The organism is Kosakonia arachidis (genome assembly GCF_900116535.1).
GTDB lineage: Bacteria > Pseudomonadota > Gammaproteobacteria > Enterobacterales > Enterobacteriaceae > Kosakonia > Kosakonia arachidis.
Map to the genome: position 1 here is coordinate 444,511 of NZ_FPAU01000002.1, position 17,831 is coordinate 462,341.

General features: G+C 50.9%; 19 protein-coding genes. 5 read left to right on the plus strand and 14 right to left on the minus strand.

What is annotated here, in order from left to right:
* Positions 1-321: 321 nt before the first annotated feature.
* From BM427_RS10250 to budA, 5 genes are all read right to left on the minus strand, one after another.
* Positions 322-1,875, minus strand: coding sequence for an MFS transporter (locus BM427_RS10250; RefSeq protein ID WP_090121332.1), 1,554 nt, complete (start codon positions 1,873-1,875; stop codon positions 322-324).
* Between the two features lie 406 nt (positions 1,876-2,281).
* The gene (locus BM427_RS25725) at positions 2,282-2,449 is read right to left on the minus strand and encodes a hypothetical protein (RefSeq protein WP_167518554.1); all 168 of its coding nucleotides are present in this window, start codon (positions 2,447-2,449) and stop codon (positions 2,282-2,284) included.
* Between the two features lie 376 nt (positions 2,450-2,825).
* Complete coding sequence (locus BM427_RS10255; protein ID WP_090121334.1) at positions 2,826-3,596, minus strand: (S)-acetoin forming diacetyl reductase; 771 nt, start codon at positions 3,594-3,596, stop codon at positions 2,826-2,828.
* A gap of 17 nt (positions 3,597-3,613) precedes the next feature.
* Positions 3,614-5,293, minus strand: a complete 1,680-nt coding sequence (alsS, locus tag BM427_RS10260) for an acetolactate synthase AlsS (protein WP_090121335.1) — start codon at positions 5,291-5,293, stop codon at positions 3,614-3,616.
* 22 nt (positions 5,294-5,315) lie between these two features.
* A complete protein-coding gene (budA, locus tag BM427_RS10265; RefSeq protein WP_090121337.1) occupies positions 5,316-6,095 on the minus strand; it encodes an acetolactate decarboxylase in 780 nt (259 codons plus the stop codon).
* Positions 6,096-6,202: 107 nt separating this feature from the next.
* On the opposite strand from budA, the gene BM427_RS10270 reads away from it, so the two are divergent.
* Positions 6,203-7,075, plus strand: coding sequence for a LysR family transcriptional regulator (locus tag BM427_RS10270; RefSeq protein ID WP_090121338.1), 873 nt, complete (start codon positions 6,203-6,205; stop codon positions 7,073-7,075).
* A gap of 34 nt (positions 7,076-7,109) precedes the next feature.
* Here the strand turns inward: BM427_RS10270 and BM427_RS10275 are convergent, their stop codons facing one another.
* The 3 genes from BM427_RS10275 to BM427_RS10285 are packed head-to-tail and all read right to left on the minus strand — an operon-like array spanning position 7,110 to position 8,162.
* Positions 7,110-7,466: a TehB family protein gene (locus tag BM427_RS10275; RefSeq protein WP_090121340.1), complete on the minus strand. Its 357-nt coding sequence runs from the start codon at positions 7,464-7,466 to the stop codon at positions 7,110-7,112.
* A 23-nt stretch (positions 7,467-7,489) separates the two neighbouring features.
* Entirely contained in the window at positions 7,490-7,819 is a 330-nt protein-coding gene (locus BM427_RS10280) for a DUF1869 domain-containing protein (RefSeq protein WP_090121341.1), read from the minus strand.
* Between the two features lie 10 nt (positions 7,820-7,829).
* Positions 7,830-8,162, minus strand: coding sequence for a TehB family protein (locus BM427_RS10285; RefSeq protein ID WP_090121342.1), 333 nt, complete (start codon positions 8,160-8,162; stop codon positions 7,830-7,832).
* 209 nt (positions 8,163-8,371) lie between these two features.
* On the opposite strand from BM427_RS10285, the gene BM427_RS10290 reads away from it, so the two are divergent.
* Positions 8,372-8,959: a flavin reductase family protein gene (locus BM427_RS10290; RefSeq protein WP_090121344.1), complete on the plus strand. Its 588-nt coding sequence runs from the start codon at positions 8,372-8,374 to the stop codon at positions 8,957-8,959.
* Positions 8,960-9,001: 42 nt separating this feature from the next.
* On the opposite strand, the gene BM427_RS10295 is transcribed toward BM427_RS10290, so the two are convergent.
* The 4 genes from BM427_RS10295 to BM427_RS10310 all read right to left on the minus strand — a co-directional run bounded on the left by BM427_RS10295 (position 9,002) and on the right by BM427_RS10310 (position 14,125).
* Positions 9,002-10,087, minus strand: coding sequence for a pectinesterase family protein (locus tag BM427_RS10295; protein ID WP_090121346.1), 1,086 nt, complete (start codon positions 10,085-10,087; stop codon positions 9,002-9,004).
* Between the two features lie 388 nt (positions 10,088-10,475).
* On the minus strand, positions 10,476-11,510 hold the full coding sequence (locus BM427_RS10300; RefSeq protein ID WP_090121348.1) for an ABC transporter ATP-binding protein: 1,035 nt from the start codon (positions 11,508-11,510) through the stop codon (positions 10,476-10,478).
* 1 nt (position 11,511) lies between these two features.
* On the minus strand, positions 11,512-13,086 hold the full coding sequence (locus BM427_RS10305) for an ABC transporter permease (RefSeq protein ID WP_167518553.1): 1,575 nt from the start codon (positions 13,084-13,086) through the stop codon (positions 11,512-11,514).
* Positions 13,087-13,108: 22 nt separating this feature from the next.
* Entirely contained in the window at positions 13,109-14,125 is a 1,017-nt protein-coding gene (locus tag BM427_RS10310; protein WP_090121350.1) for an iron ABC transporter substrate-binding protein, read from the minus strand.
* A 338-nt stretch (positions 14,126-14,463) separates the two neighbouring features.
* Here BM427_RS10310 and BM427_RS10315 point away from each other — a divergent pair, with 338 nt between their 5' ends.
* Entirely contained in the window at positions 14,464-14,700 is a 237-nt protein-coding gene (locus BM427_RS10315) for a hypothetical protein (RefSeq protein ID WP_090121352.1), read from the plus strand.
* Between the two features lie 347 nt (positions 14,701-15,047).
* Here BM427_RS10315 and BM427_RS10320 read toward each other — a convergent pair whose 3' ends face one another.
* Positions 15,048-15,539 (minus strand): hypothetical protein, encoded by a 492-nt coding sequence (locus BM427_RS10320; RefSeq protein WP_244316546.1) that lies wholly within the window; start codon positions 15,537-15,539, stop codon positions 15,048-15,050.
* Between the two features lie 412 nt (positions 15,540-15,951).
* On the opposite strand from BM427_RS10320, the gene BM427_RS10325 reads away from it, so the two are divergent.
* Positions 15,952-16,509 (plus strand): DsbA family protein, encoded by a 558-nt coding sequence (locus BM427_RS10325; RefSeq protein ID WP_090121354.1) that lies wholly within the window; start codon positions 15,952-15,954, stop codon positions 16,507-16,509.
* 63 nt (positions 16,510-16,572) lie between these two features.
* Entirely contained in the window at positions 16,573-17,436 is an 864-nt protein-coding gene (gene yghU / locus BM427_RS10330) for a glutathione-dependent disulfide-bond oxidoreductase (protein WP_090121356.1), read from the plus strand.
* Positions 17,437-17,576: 140 nt separating this feature from the next.
* Here the strand turns inward: yghU and hybG are convergent, their stop codons facing one another.
* Entirely contained in the window at positions 17,577-17,825 is a 249-nt protein-coding gene (gene hybG / locus BM427_RS10335) for a hydrogenase maturation factor HybG (protein WP_090121357.1), read from the minus strand.
* Between the last annotated feature and the right edge of the window lie 6 nt (positions 17,826-17,831).

Genomic DNA, 17,831 nt, shown 5'->3' on the forward strand with positions numbered 1-17,831 from the left:
TAGAACGGTATCAATCAGCAGAAAAAAACTCCGGGCAATAACCCGGAGGAGTGAATGAAAAGCAAAATAAATATGAAATTAACCCAAGGGTTAAAATGTGCAACCCGGCAATCATAGATTGGGCGAAGTTGCAGTAGCCGAGGATTATTAGATAGTGAAAAAATCGCAGCTATATGACAAAAGCGCCAAAATAGTGTAAGAGTATTTTTCTACACATGATCATGCTGTTACAATTTTCGCAAGGCAACATTAGTGATATTAATCGCCGCCCGAAGGACCTTTCATTCTGCTATTTCCCTGGCGGGGCGTTACTTACGCCAGTTATTTCCGCAGTGGCATCATTTTATTGAGCGTAACCGGTTCATACTGACCCGCAGAATCTTTACACCACAGTTTTTCATAGCCATAGCCGCTCAAATCTTCCACCACCGCACGCGCTTGCGGCGCAACATTCTGTTTCAGACCGTTCGCTTTCAGACGATCGAGTTCATCGACAAAAATCTTGTGCGTACGCTTGTTCAAATGGAATGTCAGCGCCTGCCACAATGCCACCAGCAATAATCCAACGGTGCCGACAAACAGCAATATCACAATGGTGGTCACCGCTTCCTGCGGTTGTACCTGGCTGCCTTTAACAAAGCCACCGCTTTGCAACAACAAACCGACAATAAAGGTGGCAATTGCAACGGTGGTTTTGCGTGAGAAGGTCATTACAGCGGCAAATAACCCCTCACGGCGCTGGCCGGAAATCATTTCGTCAATATCCGGAATAAATGGGAAAACATTCCATGGTGTGAATTCCAGTACACATCGGCCAACCTGATACACCCCAGCAAGAATCACCAGCAACACCACTTTGTTCTCAGTCGGGAACTGGTACACCAGGAAGAAACCGCCCAGACACAGAATCATCACGCTGTAGGCGAAAACATAAAGCCGCGATGGGCCATATTTAATCATCGCCACCCCCGCTGCCAACGTGACTGGTAGCCCGACGATACTCATCGACAGCAGGGTTCCCGCCAGTGAAGAGGAGACGTGCAAGCAATAGACGCAGAAGAAAACAAACACCGTGTTATAGATATCTTTTGCCGTGAATGAAAACAGATAGATAGCCAGATGTTTACGAAAAGCACGTACTTTGAGCGTTGAAGCGTAATCTTTAAAAAGGGTGAAAAACGCCTGCAATTTCTGGCTCACGCTGGTCGACTGGTTGCCTTTTTCCATCTCCGCCAGCATTTCAGGCGTTAATTCACGTTCCCAGGTGACTCGCCAGGAAATAAACACGCAGAGCATAAATAGCACGGCAAAAACGATACCGTTAATCATATAGGCATCAGCATTTTTCTCCCCCAACCAGCCAATCAACACGCCGGGAATAAACGTGGCGAGGAACGTGCCAGCAGCGGAAAGAAACATACGACAGGTGGAAAGTTTAGTACGCTCATTAAAGTCTTTGGTCATTTCTGAAGGCAGCGTTTCCCAGGGAATAAGCACCATTGCCGCGATAACTTCAAATGCCAGATACACGGCGAGATAAAAGAGAAAACTCATCCCGTCGAGCCACAACAAAATATAAACCAGCATTAATGGCGCACCGATTAACAAGAAAAACCGACGACGGCCAAATTTCTTACCGAAATAGTTTTTGTAAAAGTGATCGGTAAAGCGCCCCATAAATAAACTGACGATAGCATCAACTATGCGGGCAATAGCCACAATCGAAGCCGCTTCAATAGGCGACAAGCCCACGAAGGTGGTATAGAAAAAAAGTAACCATGCACCAATAACGGTAAATGCGCCACCACCCATAATATCCGTCATGCCATAGCCGATACTGACAGGAATGGTGACTTCCCGGTTTTTGCGCATCATAGCGTCTCTCCGCGTTTATACAGCTTGACCGCCAACGGAAAGCCTTTAAGACATTGATTTTGTTGTTTATTTTTCATGGACATCAAAACTCCATAAGCGAATCTTCATTCAACCCGTCCAGCGTAAAGCCGGGATCGTTAAAGCCAATACATCACGGCTTTCACGGTATCTCCCTTATGGTTTTCATGTCTACTACCATACAAGATAAAATGTATGAATTGTGACCAGAGGCGAAGGGTGCAGAAATATATCCCCTAAAAAGACGGAAATGAGAGGTGAAACGCAATTTCAAAATGGATTTTGGTGGGGTGAGAAAATAAAAAAACCGCCTCCTTTTTCAGGCGGGTTCTAATCCAGTACGCACAGTTCATTCCAGTAGCTGTAGCGCATCACCAGATGGAAGCGATCATTTTTCATCGTAAATCCATACAGAAGGATGATAATCAAGACCGTAGAGCAGACCGAATGGGATCATCAGCGCCACATGGCGACCAGAATCATATTCCCCCTCCTCCACCTGCACAGGCAGAACGGGAGCAAGACGTTCAAACCACTGTTGCAATATTCTCTTCATCTGCGATTTCTCCAGCTAAGGTTGGCCTTTTCAGTTAAGCGCAAACGCTTCCATAACCCAAACGAGAAATTTTGCGCTGGATTGCCGAAAATCGCATATACCACGGCAGATCATTTTCGCGAACAGCTGGCGATATAATTAAACTGGCGTCGATCAGCGAGGAAAAAGCGGAGCATACTGAGGAAATGAGCATGATCTTCACGGTTACGCAAACCGTTAAACATGGTTCTCTGCTCTCCATCTGACACAACTCACCAATAGCGTGTATTTAGATGCAACTTAAAATCTCTGTATATTGGTGATGACCGTCATTCCTGTTATAAAAAAGCCCCTGCGCGATCGCAGAGGCAAGGCTGTGTCCGAGCCATAAAACGGATTAGTTAAATACCATACCACCATCAATCAGCAGAGACTGACCTGTCATATAGTCCGAATCCGGCCCAGCAAGATATGAGACGCAAGCAGCAACATCTTCAGGCTCTGACAAGCGCCCAAGCGTGATGCGTTTGGCGAATTGTTCGGTACCGTAACCGAGCGGTTTGCCCGCGGCTTCAGAAATCTGGCGATCAATTTCGGCCCACATCGGGGTTTTCACAATCCCCGGGCAGTAGCCGTTAACCGTAATGCCCAGCGGCGCCAGATCACGTGCGGCGGTCTGGGTTAAACCGCGCACGGCGAATTTGCTTGAGCTATAAACCGCCAGTTCCGGGTTGCCAACATGCCCGGCCTGCGAGCAGGCATTGATAATTTTGCCGCCGTGTTTTTCCGCCTTAAAAGCGCTGACCGCCGCCTGAATCCCCCAAATCACGCCTTTAACGTTGATGTTATAAACCTTATCCACCACTTCCGGGGTGATCGTTTCAATTGGCGTTGAGGGCGCAACACCTGCATTATTGACGATAACATCAAAGCCTTTTAACTTACTTCTGGCCTCTTCCACCGCAGCAAAAACCTGTTCGCGATCGGATACATCTACTGTCACAGCCATCGCGCGCCCCTGATGGCTATTGATCTCGTCGGCAACGGCTTTGGCGGTGGCGGCGTTATAGTCGGCAACAGCGACGGCAAAACCATCTTTCGCCAGACGCAGCGCAATGGCTTTGCCAATTCCCTGACCGGCCCCGGTCACGAATGCGACTTTTTTCATCATTTCTCCTTGGTTATTCAAAGAATCTGATTAAGGTTAAGCTGGCCCATCAGCAGCGGGTTATCGCTATAATCCACCGGAATGGCAACAACTGCCGGGCCATCTGTGTCCATCGCTGTACGCAGGGTCGATTCAAGTTCCGCCGTGCTCTCGACGGCAAAACCTTTAGCGCCAAACGCTTCAGCATAGGCTTTAAAATCTACCGGGCCGAAATTCACCCCGGAAAGACGCTGGTATTTTTTCTCTTCCTGAATTGCCACCATGTTGTAGGCATTATCCACCCAGATGATGTGCAGCACATTCGCGCCGAGACGCACAGCGGTTTCCAGCTCCATACTGGATTGCAGAAAACCGCCATCGCCGGAAACCGACACCACTTTGCGTCCGGGGTTAACCAGCCAGGCGCCAATCGCCCACGGCAGAGAGACACCCATCGTCTGTTGGCCATTAGAAATCATCATCTGGCGGGCGCGAAAGCTGTAAAGATAACGGGCGATCCAGATGTGAAAACTGCCCATATCGACCGTCAGCGTCACGTCGTTATTCACAATGTCCTGCATCGCCCGCACAATGCGCAGCGGATGAATGGCGAACTGGTTAAGCTGCGTACCTTTGCGGTTGAGCAAGTCACGCTGGTTGCAGCGGTCAATCAAAATCTCCGATGCACGCGGGGTGAGGATTAGCGTTTTTTCAATTTTCGCTGCCATTTTGTTCAGCGTGCTGGCGATATCGCCAATCAGCTCAACATCTGGAATATAGTTGCGCTCTTCATAGGCGGGCAGCACATCAATGTGCACCAATCTGCCGTTGCCGGTGTTCCACATCGCAGGTTCATATTCCACCGGGCTGTAGCCAATACAGATAATCAGATCCGCCAGATGCAACAATCGATCCCCGGCCTGGTTATTGAATAACCCAACGCGTCCGGCGAAACGGCTGAAATGTTGCTGGTTAACTGCGCCTGCTGCCTGGTAAGTACTGGTGACCGGAATGTGGCTTTTTTCCAACAATAGATGCAGCGCCTCAATATTTTCCTGTCGGCTGGCCATAAGCCCCAGCAGAAACACCGGGTTTTCCGCCGCTGCGATCATTTTTACCACGTCGTTAATCATCGCATCCGGCGCAGCGCCTAACACAGGAGGCGAACCGGCAGGCAGGATCGCGCCACTGGCAGGCTGATCGGCAATATCCTGCGGCAAGCTAACAAAAGCACTGCCCGGTCGCCCCTGTTCTGCGGCGCGAAACGCATTTGACACCACTTCGGCAATAGCATCAGAAGAAGGGACTTCCACAGCGTATTTGGTTACCGGGCTAAACATCGCTACGGTATCCATACTTTGGTGCACCAGTTTGGCTTTGTCAGCGCGTTTAACCGCACCACCCAGCGCCACCACCGGGTCACCTTCGCTGTTCGCCGTCGCCATGCCAGTGATAAGGTTGGAGCAGCCTGGCCCGGAGGTTACCAGCGCCACGCCTGCCTTGCCGGTAATACGCCCAACCGCACCCGCCATAAAAGCGGCATTGGCTTCGTGACGAACCGGAATGATTTGGATGGATGAATCCAGAAGGGAGTCAAAAACTTTATCGATTTTCGCGCCGGGAATGCCGAAAATCTGTTTAACGCCCTGGGCTTCCAACTGCTTCACCACCATGTCGGCACCATGAGCCCACTGCTGCGTATGGTTTTCATTGCTCATTAGTCACTCCTTTGTCTGTGTCTCAGCTTTCTACCGAACGAATGGCGGCATCGAGATTTTCCGGGTGTAGATCGGCCTGAAGAAATGCCTCATCCGCAGGCAAATCAATCATCAGTTTGTGAATCTCACCGAAGGTCAACGTGCCGTGATCCAACTGATAATCCAGCAAATGGCCACCGCCGCGTCGATCGTCGGTAATAAAATGCTCGTGATAACCGGCAACATTGATTCCCTGCATATGCTGCGGCGTGCGGAAGCCGACTAACACGCCCGAACGGCTGTTAAAGCGAAAGACCGGCTGGTCGTCGAGTACGTCGGTCATCGCCCGGTAAGGCGGCGTCTGGCGCGGCACGGTGCGGGTATGTGCATGGCGAAAATGACCCTCAATGCGCAGGGCGCAAAAGAGGTTGTCGGAAGGAATCTGTTTATCAATGATATCGTGCAGTTGTTGCCGACTGACGGTAGCATCGAACTGCTGGCTGTAACTCGGTCGGAACCAGGTCATCACGGCGAACGGGGTTTTTTGATCCGGGCGCGCCTCCCTGGCACTGCCATCGGCACGTAACTGGTAGATCTCGCTATTAAAGGCAATCAGTTCGCCATCCAGTTCATTAAACGTGCCGAGCCCAAAGTCGCCGTGATTGAGTAAATCCTTAATCGTGGTATTTCCTTCGTAAACCCCACTTAATAGCGCACTCATTAGCGATGTTTGATATATCACACATTCAGGTTTGCTTTTAGAAAAAGCACGAATTGTTTTACTTAAATTTTCTTTGCAGGAACAATCATTTAGATTAGTCATCCTCTAATACCTCATTGAGTAGACCTTTAGGAAAGCTGATTAAATATTGACGTGTTCCAGCGAGAGATTCCAATATACAAACCATCACGGTTTGAGATGTTTTCGATATGGAACTTCGTTATCTACGCTATTTTGTCGCCGTTGCGCAGACGCAACATTTCACCCGCGCGGCGGAAATGCTGGGTATGTCGCAGCCGCCACTGAGCCAGCAAATTCGCCGTCTTGAGCAGGAAGTAGGAACGCCATTATTTCACCGTTTAACGCGCGGCGTGGAGCTTACCGAGGCGGGCGAAGCCTTCTATGAGGATGCCTGCCAGATCCTCGCCTTAAGTGATGCCGCACTGGAAAAAGCCAAAGGCATCGCGCGGGGAATCAATGGCAAACTCTATCTTGGCGTGACCAGTTCCAACGCTTTTCACATCCGCATTTTTGCCGTACTGCGCCAATTCCAGCATGACTATCCGCAGGTCGCGCTCCATCAGAAAGAGGACAATATGGCAACCCTCATGCAGGAGCTGGATGAAGGGCTGATCGACGTCGCTTTCGTGCGATTGCCCTGTGAAAACAGCAAAATATTTAATCTGAAATTAATTGATGAAGAACCGATGCTCATTGCGTTGCACCGTTCACATCCGCTGGCTGATGAAGCCGATCTGTTGCTGTCGGAGTTGTGCGACACGCCTTTGGTGATCTTTCCGCAGGCCGTGGCACCGGGGCTGTACGAACTGATTTACAACGCCTGTCTGCGGGCTGGCATCGATATGAGCCACCCACAGCAGGCATCGCAATTTTCTTCATCACTGAGCATGGTCAGTGCAGGATTTGGTTTCGCCATTGTCCCGCAGTCCATGTCCTGCTTTAGTCATCCGCTAGTGACGTTCCACCGCATCAAGGGTGAAGGGTTGAAAACAGACGTGGCGCTGGCGTGGAGAAAATTCGAGCGTTCACCGACGGTGAGGCGGTTTATTGATAACTTCTGAACGAAACGCCCGGTCTGCGCCGGGCGCGTGGCGTTTAGCTGCGGTGCGTATTGACCACCTGACCGATCCCTTTTCCTTCCAGCACTTCGTTCGGATCGGCAAAGAAATCGATATTGAAGTACGTGTCATCGGTAAGTAATTCAATGTGATGCCAACATTGCGGCGGGCTGATGCCAAAGTGCCCGGCTTCAATCACCACTTCCACTTCCGGTGTGGTGTCGTGCTCACCGGCAAAACCGAAATACTTCACCGCGCCCTGCATCACCGACAAACGACCATAAACGCCCTTTTTGGTATTGTGATGTGTAAGCAGCGCCTGCGGTACCGTCTCTTTCGTCCAGAAAGGCGTGGAGCGGGTATGGCGGAAGTGAATCGGAATTTGATATGCCATCGTGAACCTCCTGAAGTGTCGTATTACCAGCCACACACATTGGTTTCTTCATCCGATTCGTAGCCACGAACAATGTTAATCAACTCTTTTATCGAATCGGCGGCATTAAGCGGATCTTTCAACGCTTCAAGGCTGGAAAATTCTTTATCGACAGAAACGCCATTATTGTTGTTCGTAACCGTCAGAACATATTCACTGTTATTTTCGCTAAAGCCGGAAGTCAGCTCCGCAACGGCTTCTACGGCGACATCCGGAACATATAACGACATCGGCTTCAGCCATATTTTTTCTTTTGTTTCATGCTTGCTGGAATGCGAAACCGCTAAAGAATAACCTTTATTTTCAGTCGTCATGATAACTACCTCACTCTTCTAGCAAAATTTTCGGATCAACATAGAAATCGACGCTGAATATCGTGTCGTCAGTTAAGGCCTCAATGTTGTGCCATTTTTCCGGCGGAAAGACGGCAAATTCCCCAGCGTTGATTGTTACTGTTTCCACCGGTTGCGCACTGGTTTCATCCGCGTAGCCGTTATAGCGGATCGCCCCTTGTGACACGCTCAGTCGCGGGTACACACCCTGCCGGGTACCCGCGTCAAGATGGCGCTTCCAGATAGACGCCGGCGCGGTCTCTTTCGTCCAGAACGGCGTAGTGCGGGTATGAACATAGTTTGCGGGTATGGCAATACGTTGCATGTTTCATCCTCAAAGTTCTCAGCAAGTTGTGCTCACCGGGAGGGGAAAACCATATGTTGCATATCATATACCCCTTTTAAAATTTGTGGGATACTTTTTTAATGGTTATTTATTGCTAATTTTAGCTACTCAAAAATGGTTATTGTAAAAAACCATAAATAGAGTGAAAAATAGTCTCATTACGCCTTTAAATATAAGATAAAAGGACAATGAAAAACAAATCAAAACTCAACTCATTCTATTATGGCTTTCCTGTTTTTATGGTCACAACACAAGACTGTGATGGGATAAATAATATTTGCGCCGCATCTTCATCTATTTCCCTTGGTGAGAAAATCATTATCGGAATAAGTAAGGGTAGCAAAACACACAATAATTTAGTTGCCGGTTCCGATGCGGTCATCAATATTCCCGATCATACCCTGTGGGAGAAAGTCGAGCAGGTGGGCAGGCTGACTGGCGGCGATAAGCTGTCGGAAAACCAAACTAAATGGGGCGTGGAGATCTGCCATGATAAATTCGCCAAAGCCGGGCTGACAGCTGAAGCCTCGATTGATGTTGCGCCGCCGCGCATTGCTGAATGCCCGATTCAGGCAGAATGCCGTTTAGTGTCCATCAGCGATAAAGGCCGTTTTATTCTCGCCGAGCTAGATATTGTCAATCTGTGGGTAGAAAACCCCTTATTAGGTGAAAACGGCATTGTCGATTCCACCAAATGGAAGCCGCTTATTTTTAATTTCCGCGAATATGACACCGTTGGGGATGCACTGGGCTTTAACGTTAAATATGGCAACTGATAACGATAATCGCCCCCGTTACCGGGGGCAATGCCTGAAAATTCACTCCAGTAGGCTTTTATCCCAGCCATCAAAAATCGCTGCCAGGCTGTATTGCGCTGCGTTCGCTTTAGTGAGTTGATAGCGTGCACCACCCTGCCCGGCACCAGGTCCGCGGTTGTCGGATTCATAAAAACGGCTATCTTCCGGGTAGAACCAAATTTTATTCCCGGCTTTATCTTTGCCGGACATTTTGTCCCAACCGTAAATATGGTCATCCATCTCGCAGTGAATAAACGCCGCCAGGCCAATGGCATGCGGATCGGCATAGCGCCCGTCACTGAATTCAGTGGTTGGATGCCACGGACGCCCAAGCGCAAAGCTATTTGCCGGTACGCCCGGCTCTTTGCTTAATTTACTGTTGATGATAAACAGGCCAAATTTCTGATCCTGTGGGGTGGCAGGCGCAGTGATATAGCCGTACGGCGGGTCAATATCATGACGATTGCGGGCAATAATGTTACAGCGGTCAAACACCGCAATGCCAGGACCAAAGATAAAATCGACATGACCGCTCACTTCACAATCGGTGAAATAACTGCGGCTACCGCTTTTGCTGTAGAACGTATCCTGATACCCCTCCAGCCGGATATGGCGGAAACGCGCCTTATCCACACCTTCAGAAATCATCAGCGCTACCGCCTGCGTATCTTTCAGCTTTTTCGGATCCGTATCCGACAGCGCGGCATTGGCAGGAAAATCAAAGCGGTTGCGGATGGTCAGGTTCTCGATGGTCACGCCGGTGGCGCGGATCTCCACTGTGCTGGTCCGCCCGGTTCCCCACTTTTTCCCGCTGCCATCCAGCGCGCCCGCAGGGGTATTCGATTCAATCTGTGTCCGATCTTTTGACTGCCCCACCAGCGTGACCGGTTTTTCAATCACCAGCCGCTCGTTCCAGCGTCCCTCTTTGATCAGAATACGCCACGGTGTACCACTTTTCGGCGCAGCGGCCAACGCCTGGCTGATGGTGGCAAACTCGCCCGTCTTTGGCACGGTGGAAACGACCGCATTCCACTCTTCTGCCCGCACAGCAAACGGGCTGGCGCCCATACAGGCCAGCAACAGCGCGGAATAGTGCAGTGTCTTCATCAAAACTCTCCTTCGTTTTTCAGTAAGTCAGCCAGCGCGCGCAACGAAGGTGTCTGGCGAATTTGCCGGGCCACCTGTGTGGCGGCATTCGTCATGACGGGCAGACAGCCCAACAGCACAGTCAATCCCGGAGGTATTGCATAGGCATTATCCTGAAACAGATCTCCCCGTCCTCACAGCACCAGCGTAATCGAGAATTTCTGTTTCCTGGAAAATGCGAACTTAACAAAATGCCGGAGCACGCAATGCATATCCGGCCAAGAGAAGGTATTAATTATTATAGAGATAAAAACGAAACGAAGTTTTACACATTAAAAAACATCGTTTTGAGATCGAATTCAAAAATATGACAGATGGCAAACTCGCCCGCTGTAAAGCGGGCAGACGATCACAAGGCAAACACGCGCGCGCAGCCGTTAATCTGGATATTAACCTTCATACCCGGCAACCACCCTGGCCGGGTAACAGTCTGCACGGTAATGTGTTCGTTTGTATGCGTAAAAGCGAGCGTCAGTGCGGAAAGGTAACCAGCGAAATCGATATCCACGATGCGTGCCTGCGGCAGCTCCACTGCGCTATCGCACGGCTCGACGCTGATTTGCTCCGGGCGCAGCATAATGCGTCGCGCACCGGATACTGACGCATCATCAACGGGAATGTCGCCAAGCTGGCAGCGTGCTTTTCCTTGCGCAACGTCGGCTGACAGAATCAGCGCGTCGCCTAAAAACAACGCCGTCTCTTCATCCGCAGGCTGCGAATAGACCTCAAAGGGCGAACCAATCTGGGCAAAGCGCCCGTGGCGAATCACCGCAATCTGACTGGCGAATGACAACGCCTCTTTCTGATCGTGAGTGACCAGAATCGATGCCACACCAGCCTGAGTTAGTAAATCTGCCGTCGCTTTACGTGTGGCGGCACGCAAACCGGTATCAAGAGCGGAGAAAGGTTCGTCGAGCAGCATCAGGGACGGTTGCTGCGCCAGTGCACGCGCCAGAGCGACACGCTGCTGCTGACCACCGGAGATCTCATGCGGCCAGCGCTGGGCCAGTTTGCTATCCAGCGATACCATCGCCATTAACGCGTCCACGCGCGCACGCTTCTCATGACGAGAGCCGCTCAGCCCCCAGGCAATGTTTTCCCCCACACGCAGATGTGGGAACAACGCGCCTTCTTGCGGAACAAAACCAATTTTACGTTGATGAGCGGGAACAAACTGATCGTCAGCAAACAGCGGCCTTCCGTTCATCATCATCTGCCCGCTGTCCGGTCGCTCAAACCCGGCAATCAACCGCAGTAACGTGGTTTTCCCCGAGCCAGACGGGCCAACTATCGCCGTACGGCTGCCGGGTGGAATAAGCAGGTTCACACCGTCCAGCACGCGTGCGGAGCCAAAGCTTTTGGAAATATTGCTCAGTTCTAACATCTTAAAGACCCGACAGTTTTTGTGATTGCTTATAGAGAAGGCCGGTCAACGGCAGGGAAATCAAAATCATCAGCAGCGCATAGGGCGAGGCCGCAACATAATCGATCTCGCTGGTGAGCGCCCAGAAACCGGTTGCCAGCGTGCGAGTACCTAGCGGTGAAAGCAGCAGCGTGGCGGTCAGTTCATTGCTGACGCCGAGAAAAACCAGCGCCGCCGCCGCCGCCGCGCCGGGCGCCGCCAGCCGCAGCGTGACGCTCAACAGTGCTCTGCCGGGTGAAGTGCCAAGGCTTTGAGCCACCTGTTCCAGCTCCACTGGCGCTTGCGCAATCCCGGCACGCAGATTGATGAGCGCTCTGGGCATCAGCATCAGCATATATGCCAGAAACAGCGTTACCTCGGTTTGGTAAATCGGTCGGGCATAATGGATGGTGACAGTGACCAGCGCCAGTGCAACAACGATGCCCGGCAGCGAACTGGTGACGTAGTTGCATCCCTCCAGCACGCGGATCAGCGGGCGCGGATGGCGCACTGCAAGCCAGGCCGTCGGCAGCGCAAATGCCGTTGTCAGCAATGCACCGCAAAATGCCAGAAACAGCGTCTGGCGCAAAGAGAGCCACAAATCGGCGCTTGACCAGTTCGCCAGACCGCCAAGCCATAGCCAGCGGGCAAGCACCACCATAGGCGTACCGAGCGCGAGTATCGCCATCACCAGCATCAGCGTGAATCCGCACGCCGAACTCCCGCCGCCAAGCACAAAGCGGTGCTGCTTGCGTGCCGCACCTGCGCCGACGCGAGCATAACGCGCTTTACCGCGCGCGGCGGTCTCCAGTAATAACAACGCCAGACAGCAAAGAGCGAGCACGCCCGCCAGCATGTTGGCAGCCGGGCCGCTAAAGGTGGACTGAAATTGGTCATAAATGGCGGTGGTGAAAGTATCAAAACGGATCATCACGAACAGGCCATATTCCGCCAGTAAATGCAGTGCAACCAGCAGCGCGCCGCCGCAAATTGCCAACTTGAGTTGCGGTAAAACTACACGGAAAAAGATGCGCCACGGTGGCGTGCCCAACGAGGCGGCAACATCTTCAAGACCTGGATCCAGCCGACGCAATACGGCAGCCACTGGCATATAAATAAAGGGGAAATAGGCCAGCACCGCGAGAAAAACGGCGGCGGCCAACCCATTGAAACCCGGCGCGACGCTGACCCAGGCATAACTTTGCACAAACGCCGGGATTGCCAACGGCGCAACGGCCAGCAGCGACCAGATGCGCCGCCCAGGCAGCGTGGTTCGCTCCGTCAGCCAGGCCATGGCAACACCTGCGGCCACACAGGCCGGAACGGCGCATGCAATCAGCAAAAAGGTGTTGTTGAGCAATTCACCAACACGCGGGCGAAAAATGAGCGCCCTCACCGTCGGCCAACCGGTATCAATACCCACCCCAATAACAAATCCCAGGGGTAGTAAGGCAAGCAGTGCCGCAAAAGTGGCTAATACCACCAGCACCACAGAAGGGCGGCGCCGGACGGTTTGGCTGGCCGCGCGGCGTGTCGCCGGAAGACTCAAACTGGACATAAAACGCTCATTCATACGGCAATTACAGGAGACCGGCCTCGGTCATTAACTCATTCACTTTTTTGCTGTTCAGCGCAGAAGGCTCAACCTTCGGCGCATCCAGTTGGTTCAGCGGTACTAGTTTCGCGTTGGACGTCGCGCCCACACCAACGGCATATTCAAAAGCGGTATTGGTACGCAGCATATCCTGCCCGGTTTTACCGGTGATCCACTTGATGAAGGCCTGAGCCTGTTTCTGGTGCTTACTGGAGGCTAAGACACCGCCGCCGGAAATGCTGACGAAAGCGCCCGGATCCTGATGCTTAAAGTAGTGAAGCTGGGTGTTTTTGCTGTTTTCGCCAGTTTTGGCCTGATCAACAAAGTAGTAGTAGTGGTAGATAATGCCGCCATCAATCTGCCCGGCATTAACCGCTTTTAAGACGGTGCTGTTGCCTTTATAAGGCACGAAATTGGTTTTCATGGCTTTCAGCCAGTCGAGCGTAGCCTTTTCGCCTTTCAGCGTGAGCATCGCGCTGACAATTGCCTGGAAGTCCGCACCTGACGGAGACGCCGCCCAGCGGCCTTTCCATTCCGGTTTGGCTAAATCCATCATCGATGCCGGAAGCTGCGCCGCGCTGATTTTTGTCGGGTTATAAACAAACACCGTGCTGCGCGCGGCAATACCGATCCAGCGGCCATGCGCCGGGCGGAACTGCGCCGGAACCTGTTTCAGGGTATCGGCATCCAGCGGCGCGAACAGGTTGGCATTATCGACCAGCGTCATTGCCGGTGAGTTTTCGGTCAGGAAGACATCAGCCGGAGAAACCTTTCCTTCCTGAACAAGCTGGTTGCCCAGCTCCGTGTCGCCGCCGTTACGCAGCGTCACTTTAATACCCGTTTCTTTGGTGAATTCATCAACCCAGGATTTTGTCAGGTTTTCATGCTGCGCGTTATACACCACGATCCCGTCGTCGTTATTGGCGGCAGAGGCCGCAGACGCGGCGAAAACTGAAGAGATGACCAGTGCGATTGAACAGAACGGCAAAAAGCGATTCTTCATCCTCATTCCTTTTAAAATAAGTGTAATAGTCAGCGCATGCGACCCGGCAGAAGTTTAATACCAGTAAAGGATGAATGAGAATCGAAATAATTATCAAAAAGAGCGTTCAAAATTAAATACTATAAAAATGCGGATAACCAAATTAATATTCTAGACATTAATTGCGGGATACTACTAAGCTTAAGATAACCTTAAGTTATGCGACAATATTTCAGCTAATATTAAGCTCGGGGTTATAGCAACCGTCGATTTTCTTTGAGAGGATAATAAATTAGCACCTGAACACACGGAATAGAATACAGGCATCGCATAACAGCCTGAAAAGGTAAAAAATAACCATGAAAAATAAAAAGATAGATACGATGGCAAAAGTGGCGATGCGCAGCAGAGGCTTGTCAGTGAAGGAGAGACGTGTTCGCTATCAGGGGAAAATTTTCACATTTAAATATGTATCCGGACACTATGAAGTGTTCTTTAACGATGAAAAGGTTGATGTTATCGAAACAGAAAACATCAATCAGGCAATTGCCGACTACAAAGAAAAACACAACAAAACCAAACGCCAGATGCCGTAAAAATTAACCACAACGTTAATGCGGCTGTACGACGTGTCTTCATCGTAATAACCCATCGTTTACCCCGACAAATTCCTCACACAGCAAATATTAAGCCTGCTAAGTAAGTAGTGCATTCTGCCGTCAGTAAAAACAGCAGTGATGTACCTTCTCTCGTGGCAGACGCCAGACAGCCGCAATCCTCAGCAATAAATAGCTGAAGCAAAATGGCACCGATACTGACTTAAACTAAATATACATCAACACAACTACGCTATTCCGCTCAGGCCACCCATAACATATAAGATATATTTTATGGATAAATTCTGAATTGCCTTTGCTTTGATTACGGATTTACCGCCAGAGGATTATTTCAGATCCGTCGGCTGTGATTCTCCGGGAGTGAATGCCTGCACTTCCTGCGCAACCTTTTTCGCTTCCTGCTTGCGTTGCACATGTTCGCTGTTTTCTTTCTCGGCCCGGGCCATCTCCAATTCCTGCTGCGTTACTTTTTTGCCGGAAAAGGCGTCAATCATTTCCGTGCTGCCGTCAGGATATTTAACAATCGTTACCAGACGTCCACCAAATTGCGGAATGCCGGTCATCGCCAGCGCATAATCAATTTGATGATTTTCGACTTCTTTCTTTTGTGCGAGCTGTTGCTCCTCCTTTATAGCCTTCGCCTCTTTATGGCTTTCGGCACGGCTGGAGAGCGTCACTTTGGTACTTTCTTCCTGATGAGATTTATTACCCGCTCCGCTTTCAGTGGTGGTGTGTAGATCAGCTTTAACCGCCGTATTTTCATGTGTTGCATTGGCAAGCTGCGAGGTTGCCTGAATCGCCTGAATCTCCTGCATCATTATCTCCGCTGATGGTTACCCAGATAATTCTCTGCTGACTCATCCGATCTGAGTCGAAAAAAAACCCTCATAACGATTATCGACAGCAGAGAGGAACGGATTAATAACAAATAATGATGAAATAATAGTCGATAAAGACAAAATTTAAATAAGCAAATATTGTTCAATGACATTGATAATTTGCATTAAGGTGGATTTATTAAATTGAATATTATTTAAGTCACCACCTTAAAGTTAATTATATACATTACAGCAGTATTTATTTCTTATTACTCATAACATTCACGTTTGGAAATGTTACAGCCATCGAACACCGCACGATAACCGCATCTGACGCCAAGCGAGTTCCCCACACCTGCGGCATGCTGCTACTCTCAAACTCTCACAAAATGAAAAAACAGCAGGAGTGACCATGAGCCAACAACCTTTACATGCCGCACCACTCAGTTGGGGCCACGGCCCTCGTACTTTCGAGATCTTTATCGAACCCACCTGCCCCTTCTCCGTCCGGGCGTTTAACAAACTGGAAGCGCTGTTAGAAGCCGTTGGCGAAGAGAACGTGACGGTCAAAATTCGTCTGCAATCACAGCCCTGGCATCTCTTCTCTGGTGTGATTGTACGCTGCGTCCTCGCAGCTTCGACGCTACCCGATGGCAAAAACGCAGCGCATAAAGTGCTGCGTGCGGTTGCCGAACATCGAGAAGAGTTTGAATTTACGGATCATTGCAGCGGTCCAAATATGGATGCCACACCGCAGCAAATTATTGAACGCATTGAAAATTACAGCGGTGTGCAACTGGTAGACGCTTTTGCCCGCCCGGAGCTGCAAACCGAAATCAAATGGCACTGTAAATACGCGCGTCAGAACGGCATTCATGTATCCCCAACCTTTATGGTCAATGGGCTGGTGCAGGCCGATCTTGGCAGCGGTGATGAGATCAGCGTCTGGGCACAGCACATACTTGCCTGAACCCACAACCACTTATACTCACTTAACCTGAACGTCAACACATCAACAAAAAGGCGGACCAAAATGTCAGACAACTATCAGCCACCGAAGGTCTGGACGTGGGATAAATCCGGCGGCGGCGCTTTCGCTAATATCAACCGCCCGGTTTCCGGCCCGACTCACGATAAAACACTGCCGGTGGGCAAACACCCGCTCCAGCTCTATTCGCTCGGCACGCCGAATGGTCAGAAAGTTACGATCATGCTGGAAGAACTGCTGGCAAAAGGGGTTAGCGAGGCGGAGTACGACGCCTGGTTGATTCGTATCGGCGAAGGGGATCAATTCTCCAGCGGTTTTGTCGAAGTCAACCCGAACTCCAAAATCCCGGCACTGCGCGATCACAGTACTACGCCGCCGACGCGGGTGTTTGAATCTGGCGCGATCCTGCTGTATCTGGCTGAGAAATTCGGCCACTTCCTGCCAAAAGATCCGGCAGGACGCACGGAAACGCTGAACTGGCTGTTCTGGTTACAGGGTTCTGCGCCGTTCCTTGGCGGTGGCTTTGGCCATTTCTACAACTATGCGCCGGTTAAAATAGAGTACGCAATCAACCGCTTTACCATGGAAGCCAAACGCCAGCTGGACGTGCTGGATAAACAACTGGCCGACCATAAATTCATCGCGGGTGATGAGTACACCATTGCCGATATGGCAATTTGGCCATGGTACGGTAATGTCGTGCTTGGCAATGTATATGACGCTGCCGAATTCCTCGATGTGGGCAGCTACAAAAATGTGCAGCGCTGGGCACAGGAGATTTTCGCCCGCCCGGCAGTGAAACGTGGTCGCATCGTTAACCGAACATTCGGCGCGCCGAATGAGCAATTGCACGAGCGCCATGACGCCAGCGATTTCGATACGCAGAGCGAAGATAAACGCAACGCATAATCTTCGCTACCGGGCGGTATTCCGCCCGGTTTCTTATACTGCTCCCGCGATCTTCTGCTGTTTTTCACGATAAACACCACCAGAGTCTTAGAGAGCCGTGATTGGTCAGACACAGAGATCGAACCGCCCGGAATACATGCCTAACGCGCCAGCTCGTCGCTCTCCATTTGTCGAAGCGCCGCGAGCGTTGCCAGCGCCTCTTGCTCATCAATAATGCTCATGGCAAAGCCGACATGCACCAGCACCCACTGGCCGAGCAATTGGCGCGGCGATTCCTCGCACACCAGCGCGATATTGACATCGCGGCGCACACCACATACATCGACCTGCGCCAGTTGATGAAAATCTTCGCCAACGGCCACCACCTGGCCCGGTACGCCTATACACATCGTTGC

Bases quoted from the DNA above. Each gene is read 5' to 3' on its own strand.
- BM427_RS10250 (WP_090121332.1), bottom strand. From the start codon at position 1,875: ATGATGCGCAAAAACCGGGAAGTCACCATTCCTGTCAGTATCGGCTAT.
- BM427_RS25725 (WP_167518554.1), bottom strand. From the start codon at position 2,449: ATGAAGAGAATATTGCAACAGTGGTTTGAACGTCTTGCTCCCGTTCTG.
- BM427_RS10255 (WP_090121334.1), bottom strand. From the start codon at position 3,596: ATGAAAAAAGTCGCATTCGTGACCGGGGCCGGTCAGGGAATTGGCAAA.
- alsS (WP_090121335.1), bottom strand. From the start codon at position 5,293: ATGAGCAATGAAAACCATACGCAGCAGTGGGCTCATGGTGCCGACATG.
- budA (WP_090121337.1), bottom strand. From the start codon at position 6,095: ATGACTAATCTAAATGATTGTTCCTGCAAAGAAAATTTAAGTAAAACA.
- BM427_RS10270 (WP_090121338.1), top strand. From the start codon at position 6,203: ATGGAACTTCGTTATCTACGCTATTTTGTCGCCGTTGCGCAGACGCAA.
- BM427_RS10275 (WP_090121340.1), bottom strand. From the start codon at position 7,466: ATGGCATATCAAATTCCGATTCACTTCCGCCATACCCGCTCCACGCCT.
- BM427_RS10280 (WP_090121341.1), bottom strand. From the start codon at position 7,819: ATGACGACTGAAAATAAAGGTTATTCTTTAGCGGTTTCGCATTCCAGC.
- BM427_RS10285 (WP_090121342.1), bottom strand. From the start codon at position 8,162: ATGCAACGTATTGCCATACCCGCAAACTATGTTCATACCCGCACTACG.
- BM427_RS10290 (WP_090121344.1), top strand. From the start codon at position 8,372: ATGAAAAACAAATCAAAACTCAACTCATTCTATTATGGCTTTCCTGTT.
- BM427_RS10295 (WP_090121346.1), bottom strand. From the start codon at position 10,087: ATGAAGACACTGCACTATTCCGCGCTGTTGCTGGCCTGTATGGGCGCC.
- BM427_RS10300 (WP_090121348.1), bottom strand. From the start codon at position 11,510: ATGTTAGAACTGAGCAATATTTCCAAAAGCTTTGGCTCCGCACGCGTG.
- BM427_RS10305 (WP_167518553.1), bottom strand. From the start codon at position 13,086: ATGTCCAGTTTGAGTCTTCCGGCGACACGCCGCGCGGCCAGCCAAACC.
- BM427_RS10310 (WP_090121350.1), bottom strand. From the start codon at position 14,125: ATGAAGAATCGCTTTTTGCCGTTCTGTTCAATCGCACTGGTCATCTCT.
- BM427_RS10315 (WP_090121352.1), top strand. From the start codon at position 14,464: ATGAAAAATAAAAAGATAGATACGATGGCAAAAGTGGCGATGCGCAGC.
- BM427_RS10320 (WP_244316546.1), bottom strand. From the start codon at position 15,539: ATGATGCAGGAGATTCAGGCGATTCAGGCAACCTCGCAGCTTGCCAAT.
- BM427_RS10325 (WP_090121354.1), top strand. From the start codon at position 15,952: ATGAGCCAACAACCTTTACATGCCGCACCACTCAGTTGGGGCCACGGC.
- yghU (WP_090121356.1), top strand. From the start codon at position 16,573: ATGTCAGACAACTATCAGCCACCGAAGGTCTGGACGTGGGATAAATCC.
- hybG (WP_090121357.1), bottom strand. From the start codon at position 17,825: ATGTGTATAGGCGTACCGGGCCAGGTGGTGGCCGTTGGCGAAGATTTT.